The organism is Arthrobacter sp. 24S4-2 (assembly GCF_005280255.1).
In the GTDB taxonomy this organism is placed as follows: Bacteria; Actinomycetota; Actinomycetes; order Actinomycetales; family Micrococcaceae; genus Arthrobacter.
Genome location: NZ_CP040018.1, coordinates 591,699 through 615,731 on the forward strand (window position 1 = coordinate 591,699; position 24,033 = coordinate 615,731).

Here is a 24,033-nt window from a genome sequence, read left to right on the forward strand (position 1 = left end):
CTGACCACTGGTTACTTCAGCGGGAGCAGGTGCCGGCGTCGGGCCTCTATGACACAGGCCCTTCGGTCACTGACGCCGAGAGTATTGAAAAGACTCTTGAGATACCACTTGACGGTGTTGATGCCCAGATGCAGCTCCTGGGCGATTTCGCGGTTGGACCGTTCCTTCTCCACAAGTCGCAGGATCATCTGTTCGCGCTGCGACAAGCCCGGTTCCGGAACAGTGGTGCCCGCGCCGGTGGTGGGAGAGACGGCCTCTGCTGACCACCCGGCGTCGCGGTTGGTCTTGGCCTGGGAATCCAGCCGGATGAGGATACTGAGGAAACGCGGTAACTCGTGGCCACCTTCCCGGGCAGGCTCGCGCCGCAGCCTGGCCGAGATGGCGCGCACCAGCTCCGGGCAGCCTGCACCGCCATCGAGCACGGGTCGGACAAGGCCCAGCCGGGAACACGTCTCCAAGGCCGGCCAGAGCGTCGTTTCGGCTTCCTCGCGGTTCCCAGCCTGTTCGAGCGCGGCCGCCAGCAGGATACGGGCATTAAGTTCTGCCCTCGGCCCCAGATAGGCTGCAGCCCGCGACAGCAAGCGGCGGGCGCCGTTCACCGTGTCCAGCCTGCCGGGGGAGTCCGGGCCCCCGTGCCCGGCGTCAGCCATGGCTGACCGCAGCTGCGTGGCCAGCTGGATCTGGTGCTTGGTCTCGGCCAGCCCTTCCAGCCGTGGCCCGGTGGTCGCTGCTTCCTGGCCAACTGCCGCGCCCAGTAAGTCACCGTGAGGTTCGGCGTCGCTGGTCCGGGGGCTGAACCCCAACTGCACGCGTTCCAGGTTCATTACGAGTTTGAGCCGGTCCAGGCCGAGACTGTCGGCCACAAGATCGCCTTCGTCGAGTATTTCCCGGGCCCGTGGAGTGTCCCCCGGAGTGCTTTTATTCTTGCCAGCGTGGCGTATGTGGACACCATGAAGTCCACCACTCCGCCTTCGGAACCCAGCTCGCGGGTTTCTTCCAATAGCTTCTCGGCCTTGTCGAGTTCGCCGCGTTCATAGAGAAGCTGGCCCATCATCGCTCCCGCCAGCCGCGCCGCATGCGAGTATCGCCCTGCCTTCCGCCGGCCGAGTTCCACGGCCGCGGTGAAATGTTGGTCCACGCTGTCCAGATCGAGCAGGGCGTAGGCGGCAAGCCCCGCGAAACACTGTCCGTACACGCCACTGAAGGGGCCCGAGGTGAGGCCGTGGAACTTCGCGGCCCAGCGCTGTTGTTCCAAAGCGAGAGGGTAGTCGCCGTCGTGGATCTTCTTGAACGTTGAGACGTTCGCAGCCACCGAGACGATCCAGGGCCGGAGCAGCTCCGCCTGGGCGAAGCACTTCCCGTCCAGTTCGTCCACGTGATTTACCCTGTCCCCGTACATGTCGATGCAGCTCTGCACAACGAGCCCTTCGACGCCCAGCTCAAAACGGTCGTGTTCGGTGAGGGTCGCATCGGCGGGCATCACGGCTTCGGCCCGGTCCAAGGCGCCCTGCGCCGCTGCTGATTGGTGAAGCAGTGTGTGGGCCCAGGCGATCGCCGTCTGGAGCCGCGCTTGCCCGGCAACATGGTCAGCCGGGATCTTTCCGACAAGCGCCAACAGGGTGGACATACTGGAGTGTTCCACCAGCCACATTGCGCGGAATTCGACGATCTCCATCGCGAGCTCAACGTCCCCGGCAGCGAGGGCATGGTCCACTGCGTCGCTGGGGAATCCGTTGTCCGAATACCAGCGGGCAGCGATCAGATTCAGTTCCTTGGTCCGGCCCGGGTAATCGCGCTCCAGGCGGCGGCGCAGGTAGTCCTCAAACAGGTGGTGATAGCGGTACCACGTGCCGTCCTCGTCAAGGGGCTGCAGGAAAAGATCCTGTGCCTGAATCTTCTCCAGCATTGCCTGGCCCAGTTCCACTCCCGAGAGTGCGGACGCCAGTCCCGCACACAGCCGCTCCGGGACCGACGTCATCAGGAGGAAATCCAGCGTTTGGGGGTCGAGGGTGTCGAGGACGTTTTCGGCCAGATATTCACCAATGGACGCGTGCCTGCCCGAGAGCCGTCCGATCAGTTCTGAGGCCTCGCGGTGGTCCCGGAGAGACAGGGAGACCAGTTGCAGCGCAGCGATCCATCCCTCAGTCGTCCGGTGGAGGCTGGCCACGTCTCCCGCATCCAGGTCGAGCCGGTTGATGCCGACCAGGAAGTCCTGGGATTCCTTTTCATCGAACCTCAGCGCGACCGCGTCCACCTCCAGTAGCTGGTCCCGCACCATAAGCCGGCCCAGTGGCAGGCCCGAGCGGGTGCGGCTGGTGATGATGAAGGACAGATGTGAGCCGCCTGCATCCAGCAGCCGTTCCACTACCGCCCTGGTTCTGGGCTCCGTGATCAGGTGCCAGTCATCCAGGGTGATGACCATGTCCTGGCCGCCCTCATCGATGGCGTTGATGAGAGCGGGAACCACGTATTGCTCAGCGTCGTCCGGCCGCTCCTCCAGCAACTGCTGTAGTTCCTCCTCGAGTCCGGGCCGGGCCTTGCGGATTGCCTGAAAAAGATGGGAAAGGAACCAGATGGTGTTGTTGTCGTCCCGGTCCAAGGACAACCAGACGGTAATCAGGCCCTGGGACGCAAGGTTTTCCATCCATTGGGCGGCAAGGGTCGACTTGCCAAAACCCGCGGGGGCGTGGATCAACGCAAGCCGCCGTTTCCGGTCCGAGTGGAGCATCCCGGTCAGGCGCGTGCGGGGAACCCACTGGCCAACCGGCTCGGGCGCGCGGAACTTGCTTGATGCACTGGGTGGTCCTGTCGGCATCCGCCACCTCCTTGTGGTCCGGCGGTCGCCGGGAATGCATGTGGCCCTCTGAAATCCTATGGGAACGGCGGCATTACTGACAGGTGTGATCCTTTGGCAGCTCCTCCGTGCGGGTTGCTGGCCCCGGAGGCCGCGTTGGTTTTTCCTAGACCGCTTCGAGCACGCTGACGTAGTTGGCGATGCCCACGCCGCCCATGTTCTGCACGGCGGCCCGGCGGGGGTTGGCGAGCTGCATGCCGCCCGCGGTGCCGGTGAGCTGCATGGCCGCGATGACGTGCTGGGATACGCCGGTGGCGCCGACGGGGTGGCCCTTGGCCTTGAGTCCGCCCGAGACGTTGATAGGCAGCTTGCCGTCCTTGAACACCCAGCCTTCCTCGATGGCGCGAGCACCCTGGCCGGGTTCGGTCAGGCCCATTGCCTCGTACATCAGCAGTTCGGCGATGGTGAAGCAGTCGTGTACCTCGGCGAAGTCCAGGTCCCCGAGCCCGACGCCGGCCATCCCCAATGCCCGCTGCCAGGACACGCGCGTCGCGGCGAAAGCGGTTGGGTCGCGCCGTTCGGCGGGGAAGAAGTCATTGGCGTGGCCGAAGCCGGCGAGCCGCACCGGGGCGGTTGCCCCGCCGGTGGGCGAGACAGAAAGCACGACGGCGGCCGCGCCGTCGGACACGGGGGAGCAGTCGGTGCGGCGCAGCGGATCGGCCACCATCGGGTTCTTGTCCGAGACCGTGCGGCAGAATTCCTCGCCGAGGTCCTTGCGGAGCTGGGCGTAGGGGTTGTCCACGCCGTTGCGGTGGTTCTTCGCCGCGATGGTGCCGAGGACGTCGGACACCGGTCCGTAGCGCTTCCCGTAGTGCTTAGCCACCTCGGCGAATAGACCCGTGAATCCGGTGGTGGAGGCCTTGCCGGCCATGTCGTAATCCGCGCCAAGCAGGGCCGAGCCCACCACGTCCGCCCCGGCGTGGGTCATCTTCTCGGCGCCGATGACCAGCACGGTCTTTGCGGTGCCGGCCAGCAGCGACTTGGTGCCCTGCTGGACGGCGGCGGAACCGGAGGCGCAGGCGTTCTCCACCCGGGTGGAGGGGACGTTGGCCAGCTGCTCCGAGACCTGCAGGGCCAGCGAAGAGGGGAACGCCAGCGGCATCATGCCGGAGTTGAACTGGCCGAGGTAGATCTCGTCGATCTGGCCGGGCTCAATGCCGGCGTTGCCGATCGCCTCCGAGGCGACCTGCACGATCAGGGACTCCAGGGTCTCGTCCGTGAGCTTGCCGAAGCGGCTGTGCCCCCAGCCGGTGAGCAGGACGTCTTTGCCGAACTGTTCTTTGAGGCTCATGCTGTGGCTCCTTCAAGGGTGGGGGTTGCGTCGAGGGACGGGGCGACGTCGAAGCGGGCTTCGGTTTTCCCGCGGAGTTCCTCCACGGTGACGCCCGGGGCGAGCCGGGTCAGCGTGAGCTGCCGGACGCCGTCGTCCGCCTTTTCGAGGTCAAACACCGCGAGGTCGCTGATGATGCGGTCAACACAGCTCAGGCCGGTGAGCGGGAGGGTGCACTCCTTCACGATCTTGGCGCTGCCGTCCTTGGCGTTGTGTTCGGTGAGGACCACGACGCGCGGCGTCCCGGCCACCAGGTCCATGGCGCCGCCCATGCCCTTGACCATCTTGCCGGGGATGGTCCAGTTGGCGAGGTCGCCGCTGCCCGAGACCTGCATGGCGCCCAGTATGGCCACCTTCACGTGACCGCCGCGGATCATGCCGAAGGACGTGGCGGAGTCGAAGATGCTGCCGCCGGGAAGGACCGTGACGGTCTGCTTGCCGGCGTTGATGAGGTCCGCGTCTTCCTCGCCCTCGTAGGGGAACGGGCCCATGCCGAGCAGGCCGTTCTCGCTCTGCAGGACCACGCGCACGCCCTCGGGCAGGTTGTTGGCCACCAGCGTAGGGATGCCGATGCCGAGGTTGACGTAGTCGCCGTCATTGAGTTCTTCGGCCGCGATGGCAGCCATTTCATCCCTGGTCCAGGCCATGGGGTTCTCCTTGGGTTTTTGAAGTCTTGGGGTTAAGTGTTCGTTCGCGCTGTGGTGGGGCGGGCGCCGGAAGGGTGCGGCAGACCGCCGTCGGACGGGGCCTAGGCGGGCACTGCGGCGGAGGTGCGGGGGCGGACCGTGCGCTGTTCGATGTCCTTCACGCGGCCACTGGCCTGGACGAGGCGCTGGACGAAGACGCCGGGGGTGATGATGTGGTTGGGGTCCAGAGCGCCGGGTTCGACGATCACCTCGGCCTCGGCGATGGTCACCGCACCGGCCGTGGCCACAACCGGGTTGAAGTTGCGGGCGGTGTAGCGGTAGATCAGGTTGCCGTCGGTGTCGGCCGTGTGGGCGTGGACCAGGGCGACGTCGGCCTTGATGGCGCGCTCCTGGACGTACGTTTCGCCATCGAACTCGGCGAGCGGCTTGCCTTCGGCGACGAGCGTGCCGACGCCGGTCTTGGTGTAGAAGGCCGGGATGCCGGCGCCGCCGGCGCGGAGGCGTTCGGCCAGGGTGCCCTGCGGTGTGAACTCCACCTCCAGCTTGCCCGCGAGGTACTGCTCGGCGAAGAGTTTGTTCTCGCCCACGTAGGAGGCGATCACCTTGCGGACCTGGCCGGCCTCGATCAGTACACCGAGGCCCTTGCCGTCCACGCCCATGTTGTTCGACACCACGGTGAGGTCCTTGACGCCGGAATCGCGGACGGCCTCGATCAGGTCCGCAGGGATGCCGCTGAGCCCGAAGCCCCCGACGGCGAGCGTCATGCCGTCCCGCAGTACGCCCTGCAGCGCGGCAGCCGCACCGGATTTCACCTTTGACATTGCATCTCCTCATTGAGCGGGCGGGGCCGGCATGCGGGTTCCCTGCGGGACCGGTTATCCACTTTGTGGACTGTTGTTCTGAAAATTGAGCGTACGGGGCGGCTGGAGGCGCTGTCAAGGCCACCATTAGCCGGGAATTTGGGCATTTCTACAGTGTGGACGGTAGGCTAGGAAGTATCCATATTGTGGATACTCTGAAGGGAATATCATGAATTCAGCACCGGTTCAAGGCGCTCAGGTGGTCAGCCGGGTCGCATCGCTGCTGCGCATTATCGGACGGAAACCGGAAGGCGCCCCGCTGGTTGAAGTGGTCCGGGAATCGGGCCTCACCCGGCCCACCGTCCACCGGCTTCTGAGCTCGCTGGCCTCCGAAGGGCTGCTGGACCAGGACCCGCAAACCGGCAACTGGGTGCTGGGCCCGGAAATCCTGCTCTTGGGTTCCGTGGCCTCTGCCCGTTTTCCCCTGGAGGACCTTGCCCGGCCCAGCCTGCGCCGGCTAGCTGAGGAGACCGGCGAAAGCGCCTTCTTCTCCATCCGCCGCGGAGCGGAAACGGTGTGCCTGCTCCGCGAGGAAGGCAGCTTCCCCGTGCGCTCCTTTGTGCTGCACGAGGGCGTCCGGTTTCCGCTGGGGGTGGCGTCCGCCGGAACAGCGATCATGGCGTTCCTGCCGGAAGCCGAGCAGGAGGAGCTGCTTGCCGGCTGGGCCGTCCACGCCGGCAGCTTCGCCTCAGGCCACACCGAGGCCCTGGTCCGCCAAAACCTGGCCAAGACACGGCAGGCCGGCTACTCGGTCAACCCCGGGCTGGTGCTCGAGGGCAGCTGGGGCATGGGCGCGGCCGTATTCGATCAGCGCGGGCGCCCCGCCTGGGCACTGTCGCTGACCGGGATCGAGCCCCGGTTCCGTGGCGAACGGCAAGAGACCCTGGGCCGCCTCCTGATGGAAGAAGCGCACCGGATCTCCACGCTCCTGACGCGTGCGCCCTGAGATGATTCGAACGTCTCGACAATTCCCCGGTTGCAGAGCACGATTGGAACTGTATCCGCGATATCGAATATCTGCTCGTGGAACCGGCCGGCGATGACCGCCGGCGCCGGTTCCCTTCCGGGACTCTGACAGTTCACCGGATCCACAATGAACAGCCTCCGAGAAACGGGAGGACATTGCATGGGCCAATTGTCGTGGCACCGCACCGTGCGAGGGGGCAGCGCGGCAGCTGCGAGCTGAAAGCGCTTAGGGAAGACAAAAGTAACCGCGTCAACGCCCCTATCGGGCTGGCGCGTCCGATCAGAGTACCTTCTTTCCCGCCTTGAGCCTGGGCAGCGCGGGGCGAAGGAGCGTGGCTGGCGATGTCCAGCCCGGCTGCAGACCGCCGTCGCGCTCGACGGCGGCAGTCACTTGGAGGCCGGCTCCCGGCCGCACCCAAATTCACGGAGAAATACAGAAGGAATGAGTCTTATGGCTCTCCAAAAAGAAGACCGCCGAATACCGCGCCTGATGCGCGCAATCGTGGCGGCGTCGATCGCGCTGCTCATGCCGGTGGCACTTAGTGGCACCGCCGTCGCGGACGGCGGAAAATCATCCAGGACCTGGACTGTCCAGGTCGGTTCCGAGTCATCGGACCAGGCGATTCAGGGGATGTCCTTCCTCCCTGAAAATATCTACATTAATGCGGGGGACAAGATCACCTGGAAAGCGAACGCGGCAGAAATCCATACCGTGACGTTCCTTGCCGAAGGCCAGTCGCTCGAGTCCACGCAGCCGTTCAATCCGGGCAATCCCCAGTACGTCGAACCCCAGGGCGGCAACTCGTATGACGGAAAGACATATTACAACTCCGGTGTCATGACGAACGTGTCAGACAGCGGCTTCAAGGAGGTGGGACGCTACGCGCTGAAATTCCCGGATGCGGGCGACTTCACCTACTACTGCCTGGTTCATGGCATGGCCATGAAGGGGACCGTTCACGTTCGGGATGCGGGTACTGACTACCCCTACACCCAGTCCCAATATGACCGTCAGACAAACAAACAGGAGCGGAAGATCCTTCGCGACGGCTACGAACAGTGGGACGCGGCGCGAGCCAAAGCCGATGACCATACCGTCATCGCGGGTGCCGACAATGGGACGGCCATGCTCATGCGGTTCGTCCGGGCGCACATCGTGGTCCACGTTGGCGACGAAGTGACCTTCGTGAATGACGGAATGGGCGCCCCGCACACTGTCACGTTCGGTGAGGAACCGGCGGACGAGCTCGCCGCAGTGGGCGATCCCGCTGACTTCACCGGCGGCGACCTGAGCTCGGGCCTGATGCCGCCGATGAGCACCTTCACGGTGAAGTTCAACAAGGCCGGAGAGTTCGATTACATCTGCGCCCTCCACGACTTCATGGGGATGAAGGGCACAGTGGAAGTCCGGGACTGATCGGTACCGGCGGTTTGTACTGAACGGGGAGCGGGGATGTGGCCATGGGCACCAGAATGTATTTTGCCGAATATGGGGAGCCCGAGCTGGTCACAGCGGGCGAAGAATCCGTGGACGTGCCAGGCGATGGCCAGGTCCAGGTGGGAATCCGTGCCATCGCCGTCAATCCGATGGACTGGAAGATCGTTGCCGGCTACTTGCAGGCGTTCTTCCCGTTGCAGTTGCCAGCTGTTCCTGGTTGCGAAGCGGCCGGAACGGTGACCGCCGTCGGCAATGGCGTCACTGACTTCAAGGTGGGGGACGAGGTCATCTGGAACGGTTTCGCCGGAGGCTACCGCTCGGCGGCCAACTTCCCGGCCGGCCAACTGACGCTGAAACCCGCAGGCTTGGATTTTGAGCAGGCGGCGTGCGTCGCGATAGCTGGCGGCGCAGCGTATTCGGCGCTGGTCCAGCTTGGCATTGGCGTAGGGGACACGGTGCTGATCCACGGTGCCGCGGGCGGGGTTGGCTCGGCGGCAGTCCAGATCGCGCGGCACCTCGGTGCCCGGGTCATCGGCACTGCTTCAGAACAGAATCATGCCTATCTGCGCGGGCTTGGCGCCGAGCCTGTGGCCTATGGCGAAGGGCTCGTGGAGCGCGTCCGCTCCCTGGGCACCATCACCGCCGTCGTGGACACCTTTGGCGGGGAAGGTACGACGGCGGCGACGGTCCAGTTGCTGGGCGGTCACGGCACCGCGGTGACTACGGTGCCTGGTAAGGAGGCCAATGCCGCCGGAATTGCACCGGTCAAGATGCTGGCCGGACGGGTAGCGGAGGCGGCCCGGCTGGCTGCCGACGGGAAGCTCCGCTTCAGCATCCAGGAGCGGATTCCCCTCACCGATGCCGCCCGGGCGCTGGGCATCAGCCGTGCGGGCCATGTCCGGGGCAAGATCGTGCTGGTCCCGTAGCTGGAACCTGAGCGCGGCCTTGTCGGTCGGACGCGGTGTGGATGCCCGGCCGTCGTGGGGCACTTTGACGCGGACACGCCGGCATTTTCGGCTGAAAAAGTCCAGCCAGGGTTCAAACTGCCCCGTTTCGGCCTGCGGCCCCCGACCCGGGGCTCCTCAATTCAGGCTATTTCCACCAGGTGTCGAAGATCGTGACCGGAACGGTGCGCTTGTGGCGGGTGCGGAGGTACTTCTGCTCGATCGATTCGGCCACGGCGTCCGGCACCTCGCGGCCTTCGAGGTAGTCGTCGATCTGGTCGTAGGTGATGCCCAGTTCGTCCTCGTCCGTCCGTCCGGGCTTGCCATCGAGGAGATCGGCGGTGGGGACCTTCTCCCAGATGCGGGCGGGGGCGCCGAGCTCGGCCAGGAGCGCCCTGTTCTGGCGCTTGTTCAGCCCGAACAGCGGCAGGACGTCCGCGCCGCCGTCGCCGTATTTCGTAAAGAAGCCGGTGACGGATTCGGCGCCGTGGTCGGTTCCGATGACAAGGTAGTTGTGTTCGCCGGCGAGGGCGTACTGCGCGATCATGCGCGTGCGGGCCTTGGTGTTGCCCTTGTGGAAGTCGGAGATCCCGTTGCCCACGGTCTTTTCAAATTCGTCTTCGAAGCCGTCCACGGCTGCGGAGATGTTGAAGGTCCAGTCGGTCTTGGCCTGGATAAAGTCCAGGGCAGCCTGGGCATCATGCTCATCGTGCTGCACGCCATAAGGAAGGCGGACCGCCACGAAATTGGCGTCCGTCCCTTCGGCCGCGAGCTCCTCTACCGCGAGCTGGGCCAGCCGGCCTGCGAGCGACGAATCGAGGCCGCCTGAGATGCCCAGGACAAAGCCCTTGGTATGCGTTGCCTTGAGGTATTCCTTCAGGAACGTGACGCGTTTGCGCACCTCCCCGGCTGGGTCGATCCGGGGCTGGACGCCCATTTCTTCAATGATCCTGGCCTGGAGTTCGCGCATGTGATCCACACTAGTCAGCAGTGTCAACCATGCTCAACTGTGTCCGCCCGAACCATGCCGCAGCGAAGCGTCGCTAGGCCGTCCCCGGGGCCGGTCCGGTGGAGCCCCGGACGGTGAGGTGAGTGGGCATCACAGCCAGCCGCCTGGTGGTTCCGCCGTGGAGCGGATTGAACTGCGAAAGGAGCATGGAGACTGCAACGCGTCCGGCCTGCTCGATCGGCGAGGAGATCGTTGTCAGCGGAGGATTGCAGAAATCAGCGCCAAAAATGTCGTCGCAGCCGACGATGCTCATGTCCTCAGGCACGCGGATTCCCCGCTCGCGCAGCCGCTGCAGCATTCCGATGGCCAGCAGGTCATTGAAGACGATGCACGCTGTGGCCCCGGTGCGCACCGCTGCGTCCGCGGCAGCAGCGCCGGAGGTGGTTTTCGGGGTGAACGGGCCCACCCTATGGGTCTCGAGTCCGCGCTGGGCTGAGTCTTCCTCGAAAATTTTCCAACGCCGGGAGTTGGACCACGACGTCGGCGGGCCGCTGACGTAGCAGACCCGCTGATGGCCGAGGGAGACAAGATGCTCCAGGGCCTGGATCATGGCCGACGGCGTATCGATCACCACAGTGGGCGCGTTCGCTGACGCACGGTTGATGGTCACCAGCGGCTGTGACCCGGACACTTCGGCAAGCTGCGCATCAGTCAGGCGCGAGGCCGCAAGGATGAAACCGTCCGCCGACCGCCGCATTTTGTGCAGGGCTTCCAACTCCATCTCGCTTGACTCCTCGGTATCAACCAGAAGCTGCGTGAGACCGGCGGCCTTGAGCTGATGCTGCGTCCCGCGGATGATGTCGAAGTAGAAGGGGTTTGTGATGTCCGGTACCAGGACGGCTACGGTGTTGGTGCGTCCCGAGCTGAGTCCCCGTGCCTGTGAGCTGGGCACGTAGTTGAGCTGCGCGGCCGCCTCTTCGATGCGTTCCCTGGTGTGCCGGTTTACCCGGTCCGGCTTGGACAATGCGCGTGAGACGGTGGACGTGGCCACTCCTGCCAGTTCCGCAACGTCCTTGATTGTTGGCATTCTTTCGGCAGGAGAACGGCGGTCCACGGACCCCTCATCCCCTGCATCCAGGATGGCTGAGGTCATGGAGCAGTCCTTTCATGGCGCCGACGCCGCAATGCCCCGGACTTCGGCCAAGGGCCCTTCGACCCGAGGCTTCCTGGCATCATCACAACATGTTTGGCAACTTTTGGCAATCGCTTGCCGCAACATTGCAGCGTCCCTAGACTGAATCCGAATCGCCCGCAGTGGTGTGCGCCACATGACGTTGTGGCCGTGTGGGTGTCCTAGAGGAGAAAACAATGAGGTTTAGATCGTCTACCGGGATTGCGGCAATCGTCACGGCTGCGGCTTTGGCCCTGACCGGCTGCGGTGCGGGCTCAGGAACCACCGGCGGTTCAACAAACGCGGACGGGAAGGTGGACGGCACGGGCAAGACGCTGAATGTCTTGACCGGCGTCCTGAGCCAGTACCCGGAACAGCAGAAGAAGTGGCAGAGCGACATTGCGGCCAAGTTCAAGGCGGAGACCGGGGCCGACGTGAAGTTCGAAACCTTTGCCTCGGCCAACGACGAGCTCACGCGCATCCAGACCTCCGTGGTGTCGGGGCAGGGCCCGGACATCTACGGGCTCGGCACCACGTTCACTCCCACTGCTTTCGCCACCAAGGCTTTCGTGACCTTGTCCGACGACGACTGGAAGAAGGTAGGTGGCAAAGACCGGTTCAATAAGGCAGCTCTTGGGATTTCCGGTCCGGACGAGCAGCACCAGGCCGGCATCCCGTTCGTCAGCCGCCCCTTCGTGATGGCCTACAACAAGGAAGTCCTTGCTGCTGCGGGCATCGAGAAGCCTGCCACCACATGGGATGAGCTCGCGGAGCAGGCCAAGAAGATGACCAAGGACGGCACCTACGGTATTGCCACCGGGTACAAAGATGCCTACGACCCTTGGAAGTTCATCTGGGCCATGTCTGTCCAGGCCGGCAATCCCCTGGTGGACGGCAAGAACCTCAAGATGGATGATCCCACCGTGAAGAAGGCCTACGAAACCTACTTCGGCTGGCTGACCAAGGACAAAGTTGTGGACCCTGCCTCCGTCGGCTGGAGCAACAGCAACGCCGTTGCCTCCTTTGCCAGCGGAAAAGCCGGCTACCTGATGATGACGACGTCGAGTTCCATCCCGACGCTGGACAAGTCGGCCGTGGCCGGAAAGTACGAATACGCGCTGATGCCCACAACCGCTCCGGGCGAAACAAGCCCGAAGGGTGATGGCGGAACTGCCGCGAGCATCCTCTCGGGAGACAACCTTGTTGTCGCTGACTACTCGCAGCAGAAGGACCTGGCGTTCGCCTACATCAAGCTCATTACTTCCAAGGACGAGCAGCTCAATTACCAGAAGACATTCGGCGACCTGCCGGCGAACGCCGAAGCACTGGCCAGCCTCACTGATCCCAAGCTCAAGCCAATCGCCGATGCCGCAGCCAAGTCCAAGGCCACCCCGTTTACAGGTGCCTGGGGCGACATCCAGCTCGGATTGCTGAACGTGACCGTGCAGTCGATCCCGGAACTGTCGAAGGGCAGCGTCGATGAGTCCGCCCTTGAAACAAGGATCAAGGAGGCGCAGACAAAGGGTCAGGCGTCCCTCGACCGCGCTTCAAAAGGATAAGTAATGTCTACTGACGCTTCAAACGAAGTCCGGCTTGCGGCGGAGTCCGCCGCAAGCCGGACCTCCCGGAAAGCGGCCGCCGTCGCAGTGGCGCCACCAGCCGGGAAGCCACCCGTAAATGAGCCCACACAGCGCCGGAAGGGCCTGAGCGAGCGCGACCGCCCGCTCTGGATGCTCATTCCGGGCGGCGCGCTGATGCTCATCATCATCGTTGTACCCCTGGTTCTGGGCATCTACATGTCCACGCTCAACCTGGACCAGTACACGCTGCGCCGATGGATCAGTTCTCCGTTCATTGGAGTCGAAAACTTTGTCGAGGCAGTAACCGCATCGCCACTCCTGCACGCTGTCTGGCTGAGCGTCAGCTATTCGCTGCTCGCCATGGTGGTGACGTTGCCGCTGGGCATCGCTGCCGCCGTCGCCACCCAAAACGCGTTCAAAGGACGGGCCGTGGTGAGGTCCATCTTCCTCATCCCCTATGTGCTTCCGTCCTTTGTGGTGGCCACCGTGTGGCGCACCATGTTCCAGCCGGACGGCATCATCGACCGGGCGCTCGGAACAGTGGGCATCGACACGGGACTCTGGCTTAACGGACCCCAGAGTTTCTGGACGCTTGTCCTGGTGCAGATCTGGGCATCCTGGCCATTCATCTACCTCCTGGCACTCTCAGGGCTGCAGGCCGTGGACCATGAGGTCCACGAGGCGTCGGCCCTGGACGGAGCACTCTGGTGGAACAAACTCCGTTATGTGGTTTTCCCCTACCTAAAGGGTCCGCTCTCGCTGGCATTCCTCATCGGAATGCTCCACCACATCAACAACTTCACGCTTCCCTTCGTCCTCTTTGGCGTCCCGGCGCCGTCCGACGTCGAGGTTCTGCCCATCCTGACCTACGTCACTAGCTTCCAGAGCTTCCGCTTCGGCCTTAGTGCCGCGATGGCCTTTATTTCCCTGGTGCTGGTCGCCATTCCGCTTTTCGTCTACCTGCGTGCCGTCAAGCTTGACGACGCTGAAACACCGGGAGGAAAGAAATGACCACCTCCGCAGCAAGCAGGCTCCGCTCCGCCGAGGCCTCTGTTCCCCGCCCGGGTTCGGCCCGGCAACACGAAGTGACGCGGCTGCTGCCCCGTCCGCTGCTTGCCATCATCATGGTGTTCCTGGGCGCACTTGTCCTCATCCCGGTGCTGTACATCTTCCTGGCATCGGTGAACTCGGACATCGGTGTTGCCAATGGTGAGTTCTGGCCCTCGACGGTCACCTTCGAGAACTATTCGAAGATCTGGACCAGCGTGGGGCTGGCCACGGGCCTTGCCAACAGCGTCCTGGTGGCCGGCGCCACGGCAGTCGTGTCGGCAGCCATGTCAGTGTCAACAGCGTTTGTCCTGGTGCGCTACACATTCCGCGGCCGCCTCACTATCCTGCGGGGGCTCCTCGCACTGCAGTCCGTGCCCGGAACCCTCATGGTGCTGCCCGTCTTCGTACTGTTTTCTTCGGCAGCCACCTACCTTGGCATCCAGGTCATCGGTACCCAATGGGGACTGTTCGTCACGTACCTGACGTTCGCCATGCCGTTCTCCACGTGGGTCATGGTCACCTACCTGCGCGGACTTCCGCGTGAGCTGGAGGAAGCGGCGCGGATCGACGGCGCCAGCAATGTGGGCGTCCTGTTCAGGATCATCCTGCCGTTGAGCTGGCCGGGCATCGTCGTCTCGGGCATCTTCGCCTTCCTGCTGGGCTGGAACGACGTCCTGTTCGCGTCCGTCATGACCCGTCCCGAAAGCCAGACCGCGGCCGTTGCACTACAGATTTTCGGCGCGTCCCAGGAAGGAGGCGCTATCCCGTACTACGGCCAGATGATGGCCGCGGCCCTGGTCTGCGCAGCCCCTGTGGTCATTCTTTACCTGATTTTCCAGCGTTATCTAGTTGGCGGGCTGACCGCCGGAGGAGTTAAGTAACCATGGTTTCAACCACTCAGGCTTCGTGGCCGCTGTCAGGCTTCGGGGATGAGATCGACGACGACCCCGCCGTTCAGATCGCCGTGCTGCAGGCGCTCGGCGCCAACCACATCGAGGTGCGCAGCGCTTGGGGCACCAACATCGTGGACCTCTCCGATGACCAGCTCCGCACACTCGCCGAGCTGCTGACAGCGAAGGACATGAAGGTTTCGGCCATCGCTTCGCCGATCGGGAAGGTCGACGTCAGCCTTCCGGTGGAACACGAGGTGGAGCGCCTGCGCCGTGCCGCCAACGCCGCCAAGGTCCTGGGCGCGAAGTACATCCGCATCTTCTCCTTCTACTACGGCGAATCCGTGCCCGTGGACAGCATCCGTGACGCCGTTATGGAACGGATGAGCGCGCTGGCCGCCGTCGCTGAGGAAGAAGGCGTGGTTCTGCTGCACGAGAACGAAAAGGACATTTTCGGGGACGTTCCGGACCGCGTGCTGGACATTATCGAATCCGTGAACTCGCCGGCGCTGAAAGTGGCATGGGACGCGGCCAACTTCGTGCAGGTAGGCGTGAAGCCGTTTGACGAGGCATACGGGAAGCTCCGTCCCCACCTGGAGTACCTGCAGGTCAAGGACGCTCTTTTCTCCAACGGACATGTGGTTCCCGCAGGGGAGGGCGACGGCGACGTGCTGCGCACTGTGGAAGCGCTCAAGGCGGACGGCTTCAGCGGCTTCGCTTCCCTTGAACCGCACCTTGCCGGCGCCCACGGCCTCGGCGGATTTTCCGGCCCCACAGCATTCGGCATTGCCGCCAGGGCGTTTGCAAAAGTCGCAGCTGAAGCAGGAGTACAGACAGTATGAGTGAGACATTGAAGGTCGCCATCACGGGTTGCGGCGTCATCGGCCGCACCCACGCGGTTGCCCTGCAGGAGTTTCCCGGGGCCAGCGTTGTGGCGCTCGTTGACGCCATCCCGGACGCGGCCGAGTCCCTTGCGGATTTCATCGAGGCCAGCGGGCGGCCGAGGCCCTCCGTGCATACGTCCCTCAAGGATGCCTTCGCGGCGGCCGACATCGATCTGGTGGCCCTCGCCACTCCCAGCGGACTGCACATCCAGCAGGGCCTTGAAGTCCTCGCGGCCGGCAAGCACGTGGTCATCGAAAAGCCGCTCGACGTTGATCTGAGTCGTGCCCAGGAGATCGAGGCGGCTGCAAACGAAGCGGCACGCCGCGGCGTCGTCGCCTCCGTGATCAGCCAGCACCGTTTTGACCAGGCGAGCGTGGCTGTTGCGGATGCCGTGGCCAAGGGCCGCTTTGGCCGGCTGACCTCCGCCATAGCCTCTGTGGCATGGTGGCGCGGGCAGGGCTACTACGATTCCGGCGATTGGCGCGGCACGTGGTCGATGGACGGAGGGGGAGCCCTGATGAACCAGGGTGTCCACACTGTTGACCTGCTGCTGTGGTTCATGGGCCGGCCGGTGGAGATCCACGCCCACACGGCCCGACTGGCACACGAGCGGATCGAGGTGGAGGACACTGCCGTTGCCACGGTGACATTCGAGAATGGCGGCCTGGCAGTGCTGCATGCTACGACGGCCGCCTACCCGGGCTTGACGGTGCGGGTCCAGCTGATGGGCTCGGAAGGCTCCGCGGTGGTGGACAACGACCAGCTGCAGTATTTCCATGCCAAGGAGATCGGCGGCGCCTCGGCTGACATGGGGCTGCAGGGCGGGGGCAACCAGGCCCAGGAGGAACTCGCCAAGTACCCGGCGGAGGACTATGAGGCCAAGGACCCCACGGTGTATCCGGCGGGGCACGTACGCCAGTACCGCGACATCCTCGGGGCCATCGCCGAGGGCCGCCAGCCCGGCGTGACGGTCAGCGATGCAGTCAACGCGCTGGCCACTGTGCGTGCTGTCTACGTGTCGGCCACGCTGAACCAGGCAGTCCTGTTTGAGGACGTCCTGGCCGGCAAGTACAACGACCTTGAAGTCCGGACGGGCAACACCTCGACAGAAAGCGCCTGAAGCGATGAAATTCTCAGTATTCACGGCCTCCACTCCTGACTGGACTCCCGAGGAAGCCGTCACCCAACTTTCCGCGCAGGGATGGGACGGCATCGAATGGCGGATCACGGACCAGCCGGAGGCGCCGGAGCCGGGTTTCTGGGCCGGCAATAAAGCCACCATCCCGCTGACGGGGATGGAAGACAACCTGGAAAGGATTGCCGCCATCACCCGCGAAGCGGGCCTTGAGTTCTCCGGGATCGGCGGCTATGCACGGTGTGATAACCACGACGACGTCGAACGCATGCTGGCGGCAACCGCCGCCTTGGGCGCCGGCCAGGTCCGCGTGACCACGCCTCCGCTGGGAACTGCCGGATGGGGGAACGAGGGGCGGAGCGGGATCCCCTACCCCGTCCTCTTTGAGTCAGCACGCCGTGATTTCGAATGGGTGGCAAAACGTGCCGCCCACCATGGAGTGAAGGCACTGGTGGAACTGCACCACCGCACCATTACGGCGTCAGCCTCCTCCGCCCGGCGCCTGCTGGAGGGCCTGGACCCCCAGCATGTGGGGGTCATCCATGATCTGGGCAATCTCCTGATCGAGGGGCAGGAAGACTACCTTCCCGCCTTCGAACTCCTGGGGGAGTACTTGGCGCATATCCACGTCAAGAACGCCGTGTGGGTCCGCCGGGACGAGACGGACGCCTCCGGTGCTGCAGTGTTCCAGAACGAATGGGCACCGCTGCAGTCCGGACAGGGGAGCGTCCTTGAGTACTTCAAGGCGTTGGCTGCCCATGGCTACGACGGCTGGGTCACGGTTGAAGACTTCTCCACGGAGCTTCCCCTGGCCGAACGAACCGCCGCCAACCTTGACTACCTGCGGCGTACGGCGGCCCTCGCCGGGCTCACCGCAGGGGCCGGGGCCCGTTGAGGCCATGGCGCAGTCAATAGCAACCCATCCGGACCGGCTCCTCCCCGCGGAACCCGGCGTACGGGACATAGCCCGCTCGCTTTACAGCAGGGTGGAGGGTCTTCCGATTCTCTCCCCGCACGGCCACGTGGATGCGGCGGTGATTGAGCAGAACCTGCCCTTCCCCGATCCTGCCGCACTGCTGGTCACACCGGACCACTACGTGACCCGCCTGATCCACGCAGGGGGTGTCCCGATGGACCAGTTGGGCCTCGGCGATTCAGCCGCAGGCTCGCGCCAGGTCTGGCGCAACTTCTGTGCCGCGTGGCCTGACTTCGAGGGCACGGCCTCAGGGTATTGGATCCGGCAGGAATTCGAGTATGTCTTTGGCCTGCACGGCGAACCGACCGAGGAGAATGCCGACAGGATCTTCGATGCTATTTCGGCCAAGCTCGCCGAGCCGGGATTCCGGCCACGACAGCTGTTCAAGGAGTTCAACATCGAGGTGCTGGCCACCACGGACGATCCGCTGGACTCCCTCGACAGCCATGCCGCCCTGGCCGCGGACCCTGCCTTCGCCGGCCGCGTCCTGCCAACCTTCCGCCCGGACCAGTACCTGAACATCGCCCATCCGGCGTGGCACCACAACGTGGAACGCCTCATCGCCGCCGCGGGTTCGGGTGCCTCCGGATATGCGGGCTACATCAGCGCTCTGGAATCACGACGGCGCCACTTCGTGGAAAATGGAGCCGTGTCCGCGGACCATGGCGTCCGCACTCCGGCCACGCTCAAACTGGACGACGCCGATGCGGAGCGGCTGTTCGAGCGCGCCCGGGCTGGCAAGGCCACTCCCGAGGACCGTGAGGCCTTCGAGGCCCACATGATGTACCAGATGGCCAGGATGTCCGTGGAGGACGGGCTGGTCATGACCATCCACCCGGGCTCGTACCGTAACCACCACGCTCCCACGTTCCGGGCCTTTGGCGCGGACACGGGGCACGACATTCCGTTCGCGGTAAATTACACCGAGGCCATCCGGCCGCTGCTGCAGGACTTCGGCACCGCCAAGGACTTCCACCTGGTGCTGTTCACCCTGGACGAGACCGTGTTCTCGCGGGAACTGGCACCGCTGGCGGGTTTCTATCCGTCCGTGTACATCGGCGCCCCGTGGTGGTTCCTGGACGCGCCCGATGCCATGCTGCGCTTCCGGGCCGCGGTTACGGAGACGGCCGGGTTCTCAAGGTCCTCCGGGTTCATCGACGACACCCGCGCGTTCTGCTCCATTCCGGCGCGCCACGACACGTCCCGCCGGATCGAGGCATCCTTCCTGGCACGCCTCGTGGCCGAGCACCGGATCAGCGAGGACCGTGCGCACGAACTCATCGTGGACATCGTCGATTCCTCGCCGCGCAGGGTTTTCAAGCTGTGAGCGCCAACAGCGTGCCCGTGCTGAACCGGACGCTCAGGCCGCTGCCCAAGGCGCCGGTGCGGATCGTCCATCTTGGCCTCGGGGCCTTCCACCGTTCACACCAGGCCTGGTACACGCAGCATGCCGGTGACGGAAGGGAATGGGGGATTGCCGCGTTCACCGGCCGGCGGCCCGATGCGGCCGTGGCACTTACGGCGCAGGACGGTCTGTTCACGCTGATCGAGCGCACCGGTACCGGGGACAGTTTCGAAGTCATCGGAAGCGTTGTCGAAGCGGTGGACGGCGCCGACGTCGGCCGCCTCCGCGAACTGGTCTCCGCGCCGGCTACCGCCATCGTCACGCTGACCATCACGGAAGCCGCCTACGGGCTGGCCCCCAACGGCCGCTTCGACTCGGATTCGCCCCGCGTCGCCGGCGATCTCGCCGTACTGGCCGGTTCCGCCGGCACGGGCGGGACGCTGACGACGCCGCTGGGCCGGCTGGTGTCCGCCCTCGCCGCCCGCAGGGACGCCGCGGCCGGCCCGATCGCCGTCGTCAGTTGCGACAACCTCTCCGGCAACGGGGAGGTTGCCCGCCGCGCAGTCACCGGAATGGCAGAAGCCTGGGACGGGACGCTGGCAGCCTGGATCGGGGAGAACGTCAGCTTTGTCAGCACGTCCGTGGACCGGATCACGCCGCGGACCACGGACGCGGACATTGCCGAAGTGGAGGAGCGTTGCGGCTACCGGGACAGCTCGCCGGTTGTGGCAGAGCCGTTCCGGGACTGGGTGATCAGCGGGGACTTCCCGAAAGGCAGGCCCCGCTGGGAGGACGCCGGGGCCGTCGTGGTAAACGACATTGAACCCTATGAGAACCGCAAGCTGTGGCTCCTGAACGGCGCCCATTCGCTCCTGGCATACGCCGGCCAGGTCCGTGGGCACACTACGGTGGCCGAGGCACTTAAGGACCCTCTGTGCCGGGATTCCGTAGAGGCCTTCTGGGATGAAGCGGCGGCCCACTTGCACGGTGAAGAGCTCCATGTCCCCGAATACCGCCTCGCCCTGCTGGACCGGTTCGGCAACAGCCGCATCGCCCACCACCTCTCCCAGATTGCCGCGGACGGCACCACCAAGCTCCGGATGAGGGCCCTGCCGGTCCTTACCGCCGAAAGATCCCAGGGCCGCTCCGGTGCCGGCAGCGCCCTGATGCTGGCGGCGTGGGTCGACTATGTGTCCGTACACAAGGAGCTTCAGGACCCATTGTCCGAAGCCATTGGCACGGCGAACCGGTCCCGGGGACTGGAAAGGGTTGCCGCCCTCCTCAGCCTGGTCAGCCCGCAACTGGGAAACGACGCCCGGATCGTGTCGGTGGTGGGGGGCCTGTGCGGCACCTTCACCGTCACCGACACCATCGCCACACCTCCCCGCCTGATTCCCGGAAGGAACAGCTGAAGTTCATGAAGATCGTTGCAGCAGAAGTATTTGTCACCAGCCCGTCCCGTAACTTCGTGACCCTCCGGATCACCACGGAGGATGGTGTGACCGGTATCGGTGACGCCACCCTGAACGGCCGCGAGCTCGCCGTGGCTGCGTACCTGAAGGAACACGTTGCGCAGCTGCTGATCGGCAAGGACCCGCACCGGATCGAGGACACCTGGCAGTTCCTGTACCGCAGCTCCTATTGGCGCCGCGGGCCGGTGACCATGGCGGCCATTGCCGCTGTGGACATGGCGCTGTGGGACATCAAGGGCAAGATGGCGGGCATGCCGGTCTACCAGCTGCTCGGCGGCGCGTCCCGCAACGGACTGCGCGCCTATGGCCATGCCTCCGGTGCGGACATCCCGTCCCTGTTCGATTCGGTCCGTGAGCACCTGGAGCTCGGCTACAAGTCGGTCCGCATCCAGACCGCTGTCCCGGGCATCAAGGCCGTCTACGGCGTGGCCGCCCAGGCCCAGGCTTCGGGCGAACGCTACGACTACGAGCCCGCCGGGCGCGGTGCGTTCCCGGTGGAGGAAGACTGGGACACCCGCGCGTACCTGCGCCACCTGCCCACCGTGTTCGAGGCCGTCCGGAACGAATTCGGTCCGGAACTGCCGCTTCTGCACGACGGCCACCACCGCATGACGCCCATACAGGCCGCCAAGCTGGGCAAGGCACTGGAACCGTATGACCTGTTTTGGCTCGAGGACTGCACCCCGGCCGAGAACCAGGAGGCACTGCGCCTGGTCCGCCAGCACACCACCACCCCGCTGGCCATCGGTGAAATCTTCAACACCGTGTACGACTACCAGACCATCATCAAGGAACAGCTGATCGACTACGTCCGGGCAGCCTCCACGCACTTCGGCGGTATTTCCCCGCTGAAGAAGGTCATGGACTTCGCCGCGCAGTACCAGATCAAGTCCGGCTTCCACGGCCCCACCGACATCTCGCCGGTCGGGTTCGCCGCGCAGCTGCACGTGGGCCTGGCCATCCACAACTACGGCATCCAGGAATACATGCAGCACTCGGACGCCACCAACACGGTGTTCGAGCAGTCCATGACGTTCGTGGACGGCTACCTGCACCCGGGCGACAAGCCCGGCATCGGCGTCGAATTCAACGAGGAAGCCGCCGCCACGTACCCGTACCAGCAGGCCTACCTGCCCTACAACCGCCTCGTCGACGGAACCGTCCATGACTGGTGAGGCGCCGCTCGTCGAGCCGACTCCAATCCCCGCCGCAGCCCGTCCGCAGGTGATCGTCATGGGCGTCTCCGGCTGCGGCAAGACCACCATCGGTGACCTCGTGGCCCGCGAACTGGGCGTGCCGTTCCTCGACGGCGATTCGCTCCACCCGGTGGAGAACGTCGCAAAGATGGCAGCGGGCACACCCCTGACGGACGAGGACCGATGGCCCTGGCTCGCCACGGTGGGCGCCGAACTCGCCAACGCCGGCCAGGGCGGACTGGTGCTCGCGTGCTCCGCCCTCCGCCGCAGCTACCGCGACGCCATCCGGGCGCAGGCACCTGACACCGTGTTCCTGCACCTGCACGGCAGCAAGGAAGTGCTGAGGGCCCGGACTGAAGGGCGTTCCGGCCACTTCATGCCCACCGCGTTGCTTGATTCGCAGCTCGCAACGCTGGAACCGCTCGGGGCCGACGAAGCCGGAATCGTGGTGGACATCGCCGCCCCGGTCAGCCAGGTGGTGGCCGACGCGCTGGCCGGCATTGCCGCCATCGCCGGAACCGTCGCCGGTGCCGCCGTCGCCGGTTCCAGGACTCCGGCGCCCAACGGCGCCGGTGCCCAGGGAACCCACCGGCGCCAGTTCGACGTCGACCTCCAGGCCGCGCCGTTCAACCTTGATGATGACGCCGTGGCGTGGGTGGACTCCACGATCGCCGGGATGAGCCTTGAGGAAAAGATCGGGCAGCTGTTCATCAACCACAACAACGACTACTCCCCGGAGTATCTGGACGGTGTCCTGGACACCTACCACGTGGGTGGCATGCGCTACCGGCCGGGCCCCTCGGCCGCGGTGCAGGAGCACATCCGGTATGCGCAGTCCAGGACCCGCATCCCGCTCCTGGTGGCCTCCAATCCGGAAATGGGGGGAGCCGGAAGCTGTGACGACGGGACATTTGTGTCGACGCACCTGCAGGCCGGCTCGCACCCGGACAAGGACATCGCCCGGCAAATGGGGCAGGTCGCGGGGGTGGAAACCGCTGCGCTTGGCTGCAACTGGGCATTCGCGCCGATCGTGGACATCCACTACAACTGGCGGAACACGGTCATCTCCACCCGGGCCTTCGGCAACACGCCCGAAATCGTGGTGGAGCGCGCCAAGGAGTACTTCGACGGCATCAGCGAGTCACCCACCGTCTGTGCCATGAAGCACTTCCCCGGCGACGGCGTGGACGAACGCGACCAGCACGTGGTCACCTCCTACAACACCCTCGGCTACCCGGAATGGAACCGGAGCTACGGGCACGTGTACCGCGAGATGATCGGGCACGGCGTGCAGTCGATTATGGTCGGGCACATCGGCGCGCCGGAACTCACGCGTCATTTCCGCCCGGGCACGGCGGACAAGGACATCCTGCCCGCCACGCTCTCCCCGGAACTGCTCCAGGACCTGCTTCGCGGCCAGCTGGGCTTCAACGGGCTGATCCTCACTGATGCCTCGCAGATGATTGGCCTCACCCAGGCCATGAAGCGAAGGGACCTGGTGCCGGCAACCATCGCGGCCGGCTGCGACATGTTCCTGTTCTTCCGCAACCCCTCGGAGGACTTCGGGTACATGCTGGACGGCTACAAGTCCGGAGTCATCACCGACCAGCGCCTGCATGACGCGCTGCGACGGATCCTGGCCCTCAAGGCGAGCCTGGGACTGCACCTGAAGCCTGCCGCTGAGCTTGTCCCGCCGGCGGAGGCACTCGCAGTGATCGGCAGCGATGCGCACCGGGCCATCGCGGCCGGGATCGCGGACAAGACCGTCACACTGATCAAGGACACAGCCAACAACCTGCCCATCACCCCGGAGACGCACAAACGCATCCGGCTGTACGGCATCTCCGGCGGCTCGGACTTCACCAGGGCTGATCCGCTGGCCTACCTGGACACCGTCAAGGCCGAGCTGGAGAACGCCGGCTTCGAGGTGCACCTGTTCAAGACGGCGGACCAGCGCGAGGCGGCGGGGGAGACCGGCGTGAATTTCATGTCGATCATCTCCGAGGAAGCCACCGGCGACTACGCGGACAAGTATGACGCCGCGTTCGTGTTCGCCAATGTCAAGGGCTTCGCCCAGGAGGCCGCCATCCGGATCAAGTGGTCCTCGCCGATGGCCGCGGAGATCCCGTGGTACGTCACCGAGGTACCCACGGTGTTCGTCTCGCTCAACCAGCCCAACCACCTGATTGACGTGCCGATGGTGAAGACCGCCATCAACGCCCACGCCGGGTCGCCAGAGGCCATTCGGGCGACCATCGCAAAGATCATGGGCAAGTCGGCCTTCCAGGGAACGTTCAACGAGAACGTCTTCTGCGATTCCTTCGACACCCGGCTCTGACGCGGTT

Annotated in this window: 20 protein-coding genes; 13 read left to right on the forward strand and 7 right to left on the reverse strand. The window is 65.0% G+C overall.

The features are described from left to right. Positions 1 to 11 precede the first annotated feature (11 nt). The 5 genes from FCN77_RS02850 to FCN77_RS02870 all read right to left on the reverse strand — a co-directional run bounded on the left by FCN77_RS02850 (position 12) and on the right by FCN77_RS02870 (position 5,652). The gene (locus FCN77_RS02850) at positions 12 to 863 is read right to left on the reverse strand and encodes a LuxR C-terminal-related transcriptional regulator (protein ID WP_137321032.1); all 852 of its coding nucleotides are present in this window, start codon (positions 861 to 863) and stop codon (positions 12 to 14) included. Continuing rightward, positions 824 to 2,815 (reverse strand): AAA family ATPase, encoded by a 1,992-nt coding sequence (locus FCN77_RS02855; RefSeq protein ID WP_137321033.1) that lies wholly within the window; start codon positions 2,813 to 2,815, stop codon positions 824 to 826. Before FCN77_RS02855 ends, FCN77_RS02850 begins: the two co-directional genes overlap by 40 nt. 145 nt (positions 2,816 to 2,960) lie before the next feature. Then, positions 2,961 to 4,145: an acetyl-CoA acetyltransferase gene (locus tag FCN77_RS02860; RefSeq protein ID WP_137321034.1), complete on the reverse strand. Its 1,185-nt coding sequence runs from the start codon at positions 4,143 to 4,145 to the stop codon at positions 2,961 to 2,963. Beyond that, entirely contained in the window at positions 4,142 to 4,831 is a 690-nt protein-coding gene (locus FCN77_RS02865) for a CoA transferase subunit B (RefSeq protein ID WP_137321035.1), read from the reverse strand. Before FCN77_RS02865 ends, FCN77_RS02860 begins: the two co-directional genes overlap by 4 nt. A gap of 101 nt (positions 4,832 to 4,932) precedes the next feature. Further along, positions 4,933 to 5,652 carry a CoA transferase subunit A gene (locus FCN77_RS02870; protein WP_137321036.1) on the reverse strand — a complete coding sequence of 240 codons (720 nt, stop codon included), beginning with the start codon at positions 5,650 to 5,652 and terminating at the stop codon, positions 4,933 to 4,935. Between the two features lie 208 nt (positions 5,653 to 5,860). Between FCN77_RS02870 and FCN77_RS02875 the strand changes: the two genes are divergently transcribed. From FCN77_RS02875 to FCN77_RS02885, 3 genes are all read left to right on the forward strand, one after another. Beyond that, positions 5,861 to 6,637, forward strand: coding sequence for an IclR family transcriptional regulator (locus FCN77_RS02875; RefSeq protein ID WP_137321037.1), 777 nt, complete (start codon positions 5,861 to 5,863; stop codon positions 6,635 to 6,637). A 471-nt stretch (positions 6,638 to 7,108) separates the two neighbouring features. Then, positions 7,109 to 8,074, forward strand: a complete 966-nt coding sequence (locus tag FCN77_RS02880) for a plastocyanin/azurin family copper-binding protein (protein ID WP_137321038.1) — start codon at positions 7,109 to 7,111, stop codon at positions 8,072 to 8,074. A 44-nt stretch (positions 8,075 to 8,118) separates the two neighbouring features. Next, positions 8,119 to 9,021: an NADP-dependent oxidoreductase gene (locus FCN77_RS02885; protein WP_137321039.1), complete on the forward strand. Its 903-nt coding sequence runs from the start codon at positions 8,119 to 8,121 to the stop codon at positions 9,019 to 9,021. Between the two features lie 166 nt (positions 9,022 to 9,187). Here the strand turns inward: FCN77_RS02885 and nadE are convergent, their stop codons facing one another. Continuing rightward, entirely contained in the window at positions 9,188 to 10,009 is an 822-nt protein-coding gene (gene nadE / locus FCN77_RS02890; protein WP_137321040.1) for an ammonia-dependent NAD(+) synthetase, read from the reverse strand. A gap of 73 nt (positions 10,010 to 10,082) precedes the next feature. Next, on the reverse strand, positions 10,083 to 11,141 hold the full coding sequence (locus FCN77_RS02895) for a LacI family DNA-binding transcriptional regulator (protein WP_137321041.1): 1,059 nt from the start codon (positions 11,139 to 11,141) through the stop codon (positions 10,083 to 10,085). Positions 11,142 to 11,356: 215 nt separating this feature from the next. Between FCN77_RS02895 and FCN77_RS02900 the strand changes: the two genes are divergently transcribed. From FCN77_RS02900 to FCN77_RS02945, 10 genes are read left to right on the forward strand one after another with little or no spacing between them, the layout of a single operon-like run. Next, positions 11,357 to 12,718, forward strand: a complete 1,362-nt coding sequence (locus FCN77_RS02900) for an ABC transporter substrate-binding protein (RefSeq protein WP_175417119.1) — start codon at positions 11,357 to 11,359, stop codon at positions 12,716 to 12,718. A gap of 3 nt (positions 12,719 to 12,721) precedes the next feature. Beyond that, positions 12,722 to 13,750 (forward strand): carbohydrate ABC transporter permease, encoded by a 1,029-nt coding sequence (locus FCN77_RS02905; protein WP_137321042.1) that lies wholly within the window; start codon positions 12,722 to 12,724, stop codon positions 13,748 to 13,750. Further along, positions 13,747 to 14,670 (forward strand): carbohydrate ABC transporter permease, encoded by a 924-nt coding sequence (locus FCN77_RS02910; protein WP_137321043.1) that lies wholly within the window; start codon positions 13,747 to 13,749, stop codon positions 14,668 to 14,670. The genes FCN77_RS02905 and FCN77_RS02910 overlap by 4 nt, the downstream gene beginning before the upstream one ends. Positions 14,671 to 14,672: 2 nt before the next feature. Continuing rightward, positions 14,673 to 15,521, forward strand: a complete 849-nt coding sequence (locus tag FCN77_RS02915; RefSeq protein WP_137321044.1) for a sugar phosphate isomerase/epimerase — start codon at positions 14,673 to 14,675, stop codon at positions 15,519 to 15,521. Next, on the forward strand, positions 15,518 to 16,684 hold the full coding sequence (locus FCN77_RS02920; protein ID WP_137321045.1) for a Gfo/Idh/MocA family protein: 1,167 nt from the start codon (positions 15,518 to 15,520) through the stop codon (positions 16,682 to 16,684). Before FCN77_RS02915 ends, FCN77_RS02920 begins: the two co-directional genes overlap by 4 nt. A 4-nt stretch (positions 16,685 to 16,688) precedes the next feature. Then, positions 16,689 to 17,594 carry a sugar phosphate isomerase/epimerase gene (locus tag FCN77_RS02925; RefSeq protein ID WP_137321046.1) on the forward strand — a complete coding sequence of 302 codons (906 nt, stop codon included), beginning with the start codon at positions 16,689 to 16,691 and terminating at the stop codon, positions 17,592 to 17,594. A gap of 4 nt (positions 17,595 to 17,598) precedes the next feature. Continuing rightward, positions 17,599 to 19,002 (forward strand): glucuronate isomerase, encoded by a 1,404-nt coding sequence (uxaC, locus tag FCN77_RS02930; RefSeq protein WP_137321047.1) that lies wholly within the window; start codon positions 17,599 to 17,601, stop codon positions 19,000 to 19,002. Further along, positions 18,999 to 20,432, forward strand: a complete 1,434-nt coding sequence (locus FCN77_RS02935) for a mannitol dehydrogenase family protein (protein WP_137321048.1) — start codon at positions 18,999 to 19,001, stop codon at positions 20,430 to 20,432. The genes uxaC and FCN77_RS02935 overlap by 4 nt, the downstream gene beginning before the upstream one ends. A gap of 5 nt (positions 20,433 to 20,437) precedes the next feature. Further along, on the forward strand, positions 20,438 to 21,667 hold the full coding sequence (gene manD / locus FCN77_RS02940; protein WP_137321049.1) for a D-mannonate dehydratase ManD: 1,230 nt from the start codon (positions 20,438 to 20,440) through the stop codon (positions 21,665 to 21,667). Further along, positions 21,657 to 24,026, forward strand: coding sequence for a gluconokinase, GntK/IdnK-type (locus FCN77_RS02945; protein ID WP_137321050.1), 2,370 nt, complete (start codon positions 21,657 to 21,659; stop codon positions 24,024 to 24,026). The genes manD and FCN77_RS02945 overlap by 11 nt, the downstream gene beginning before the upstream one ends. Positions 24,027 to 24,033: the final 7 nt, after the last annotated feature.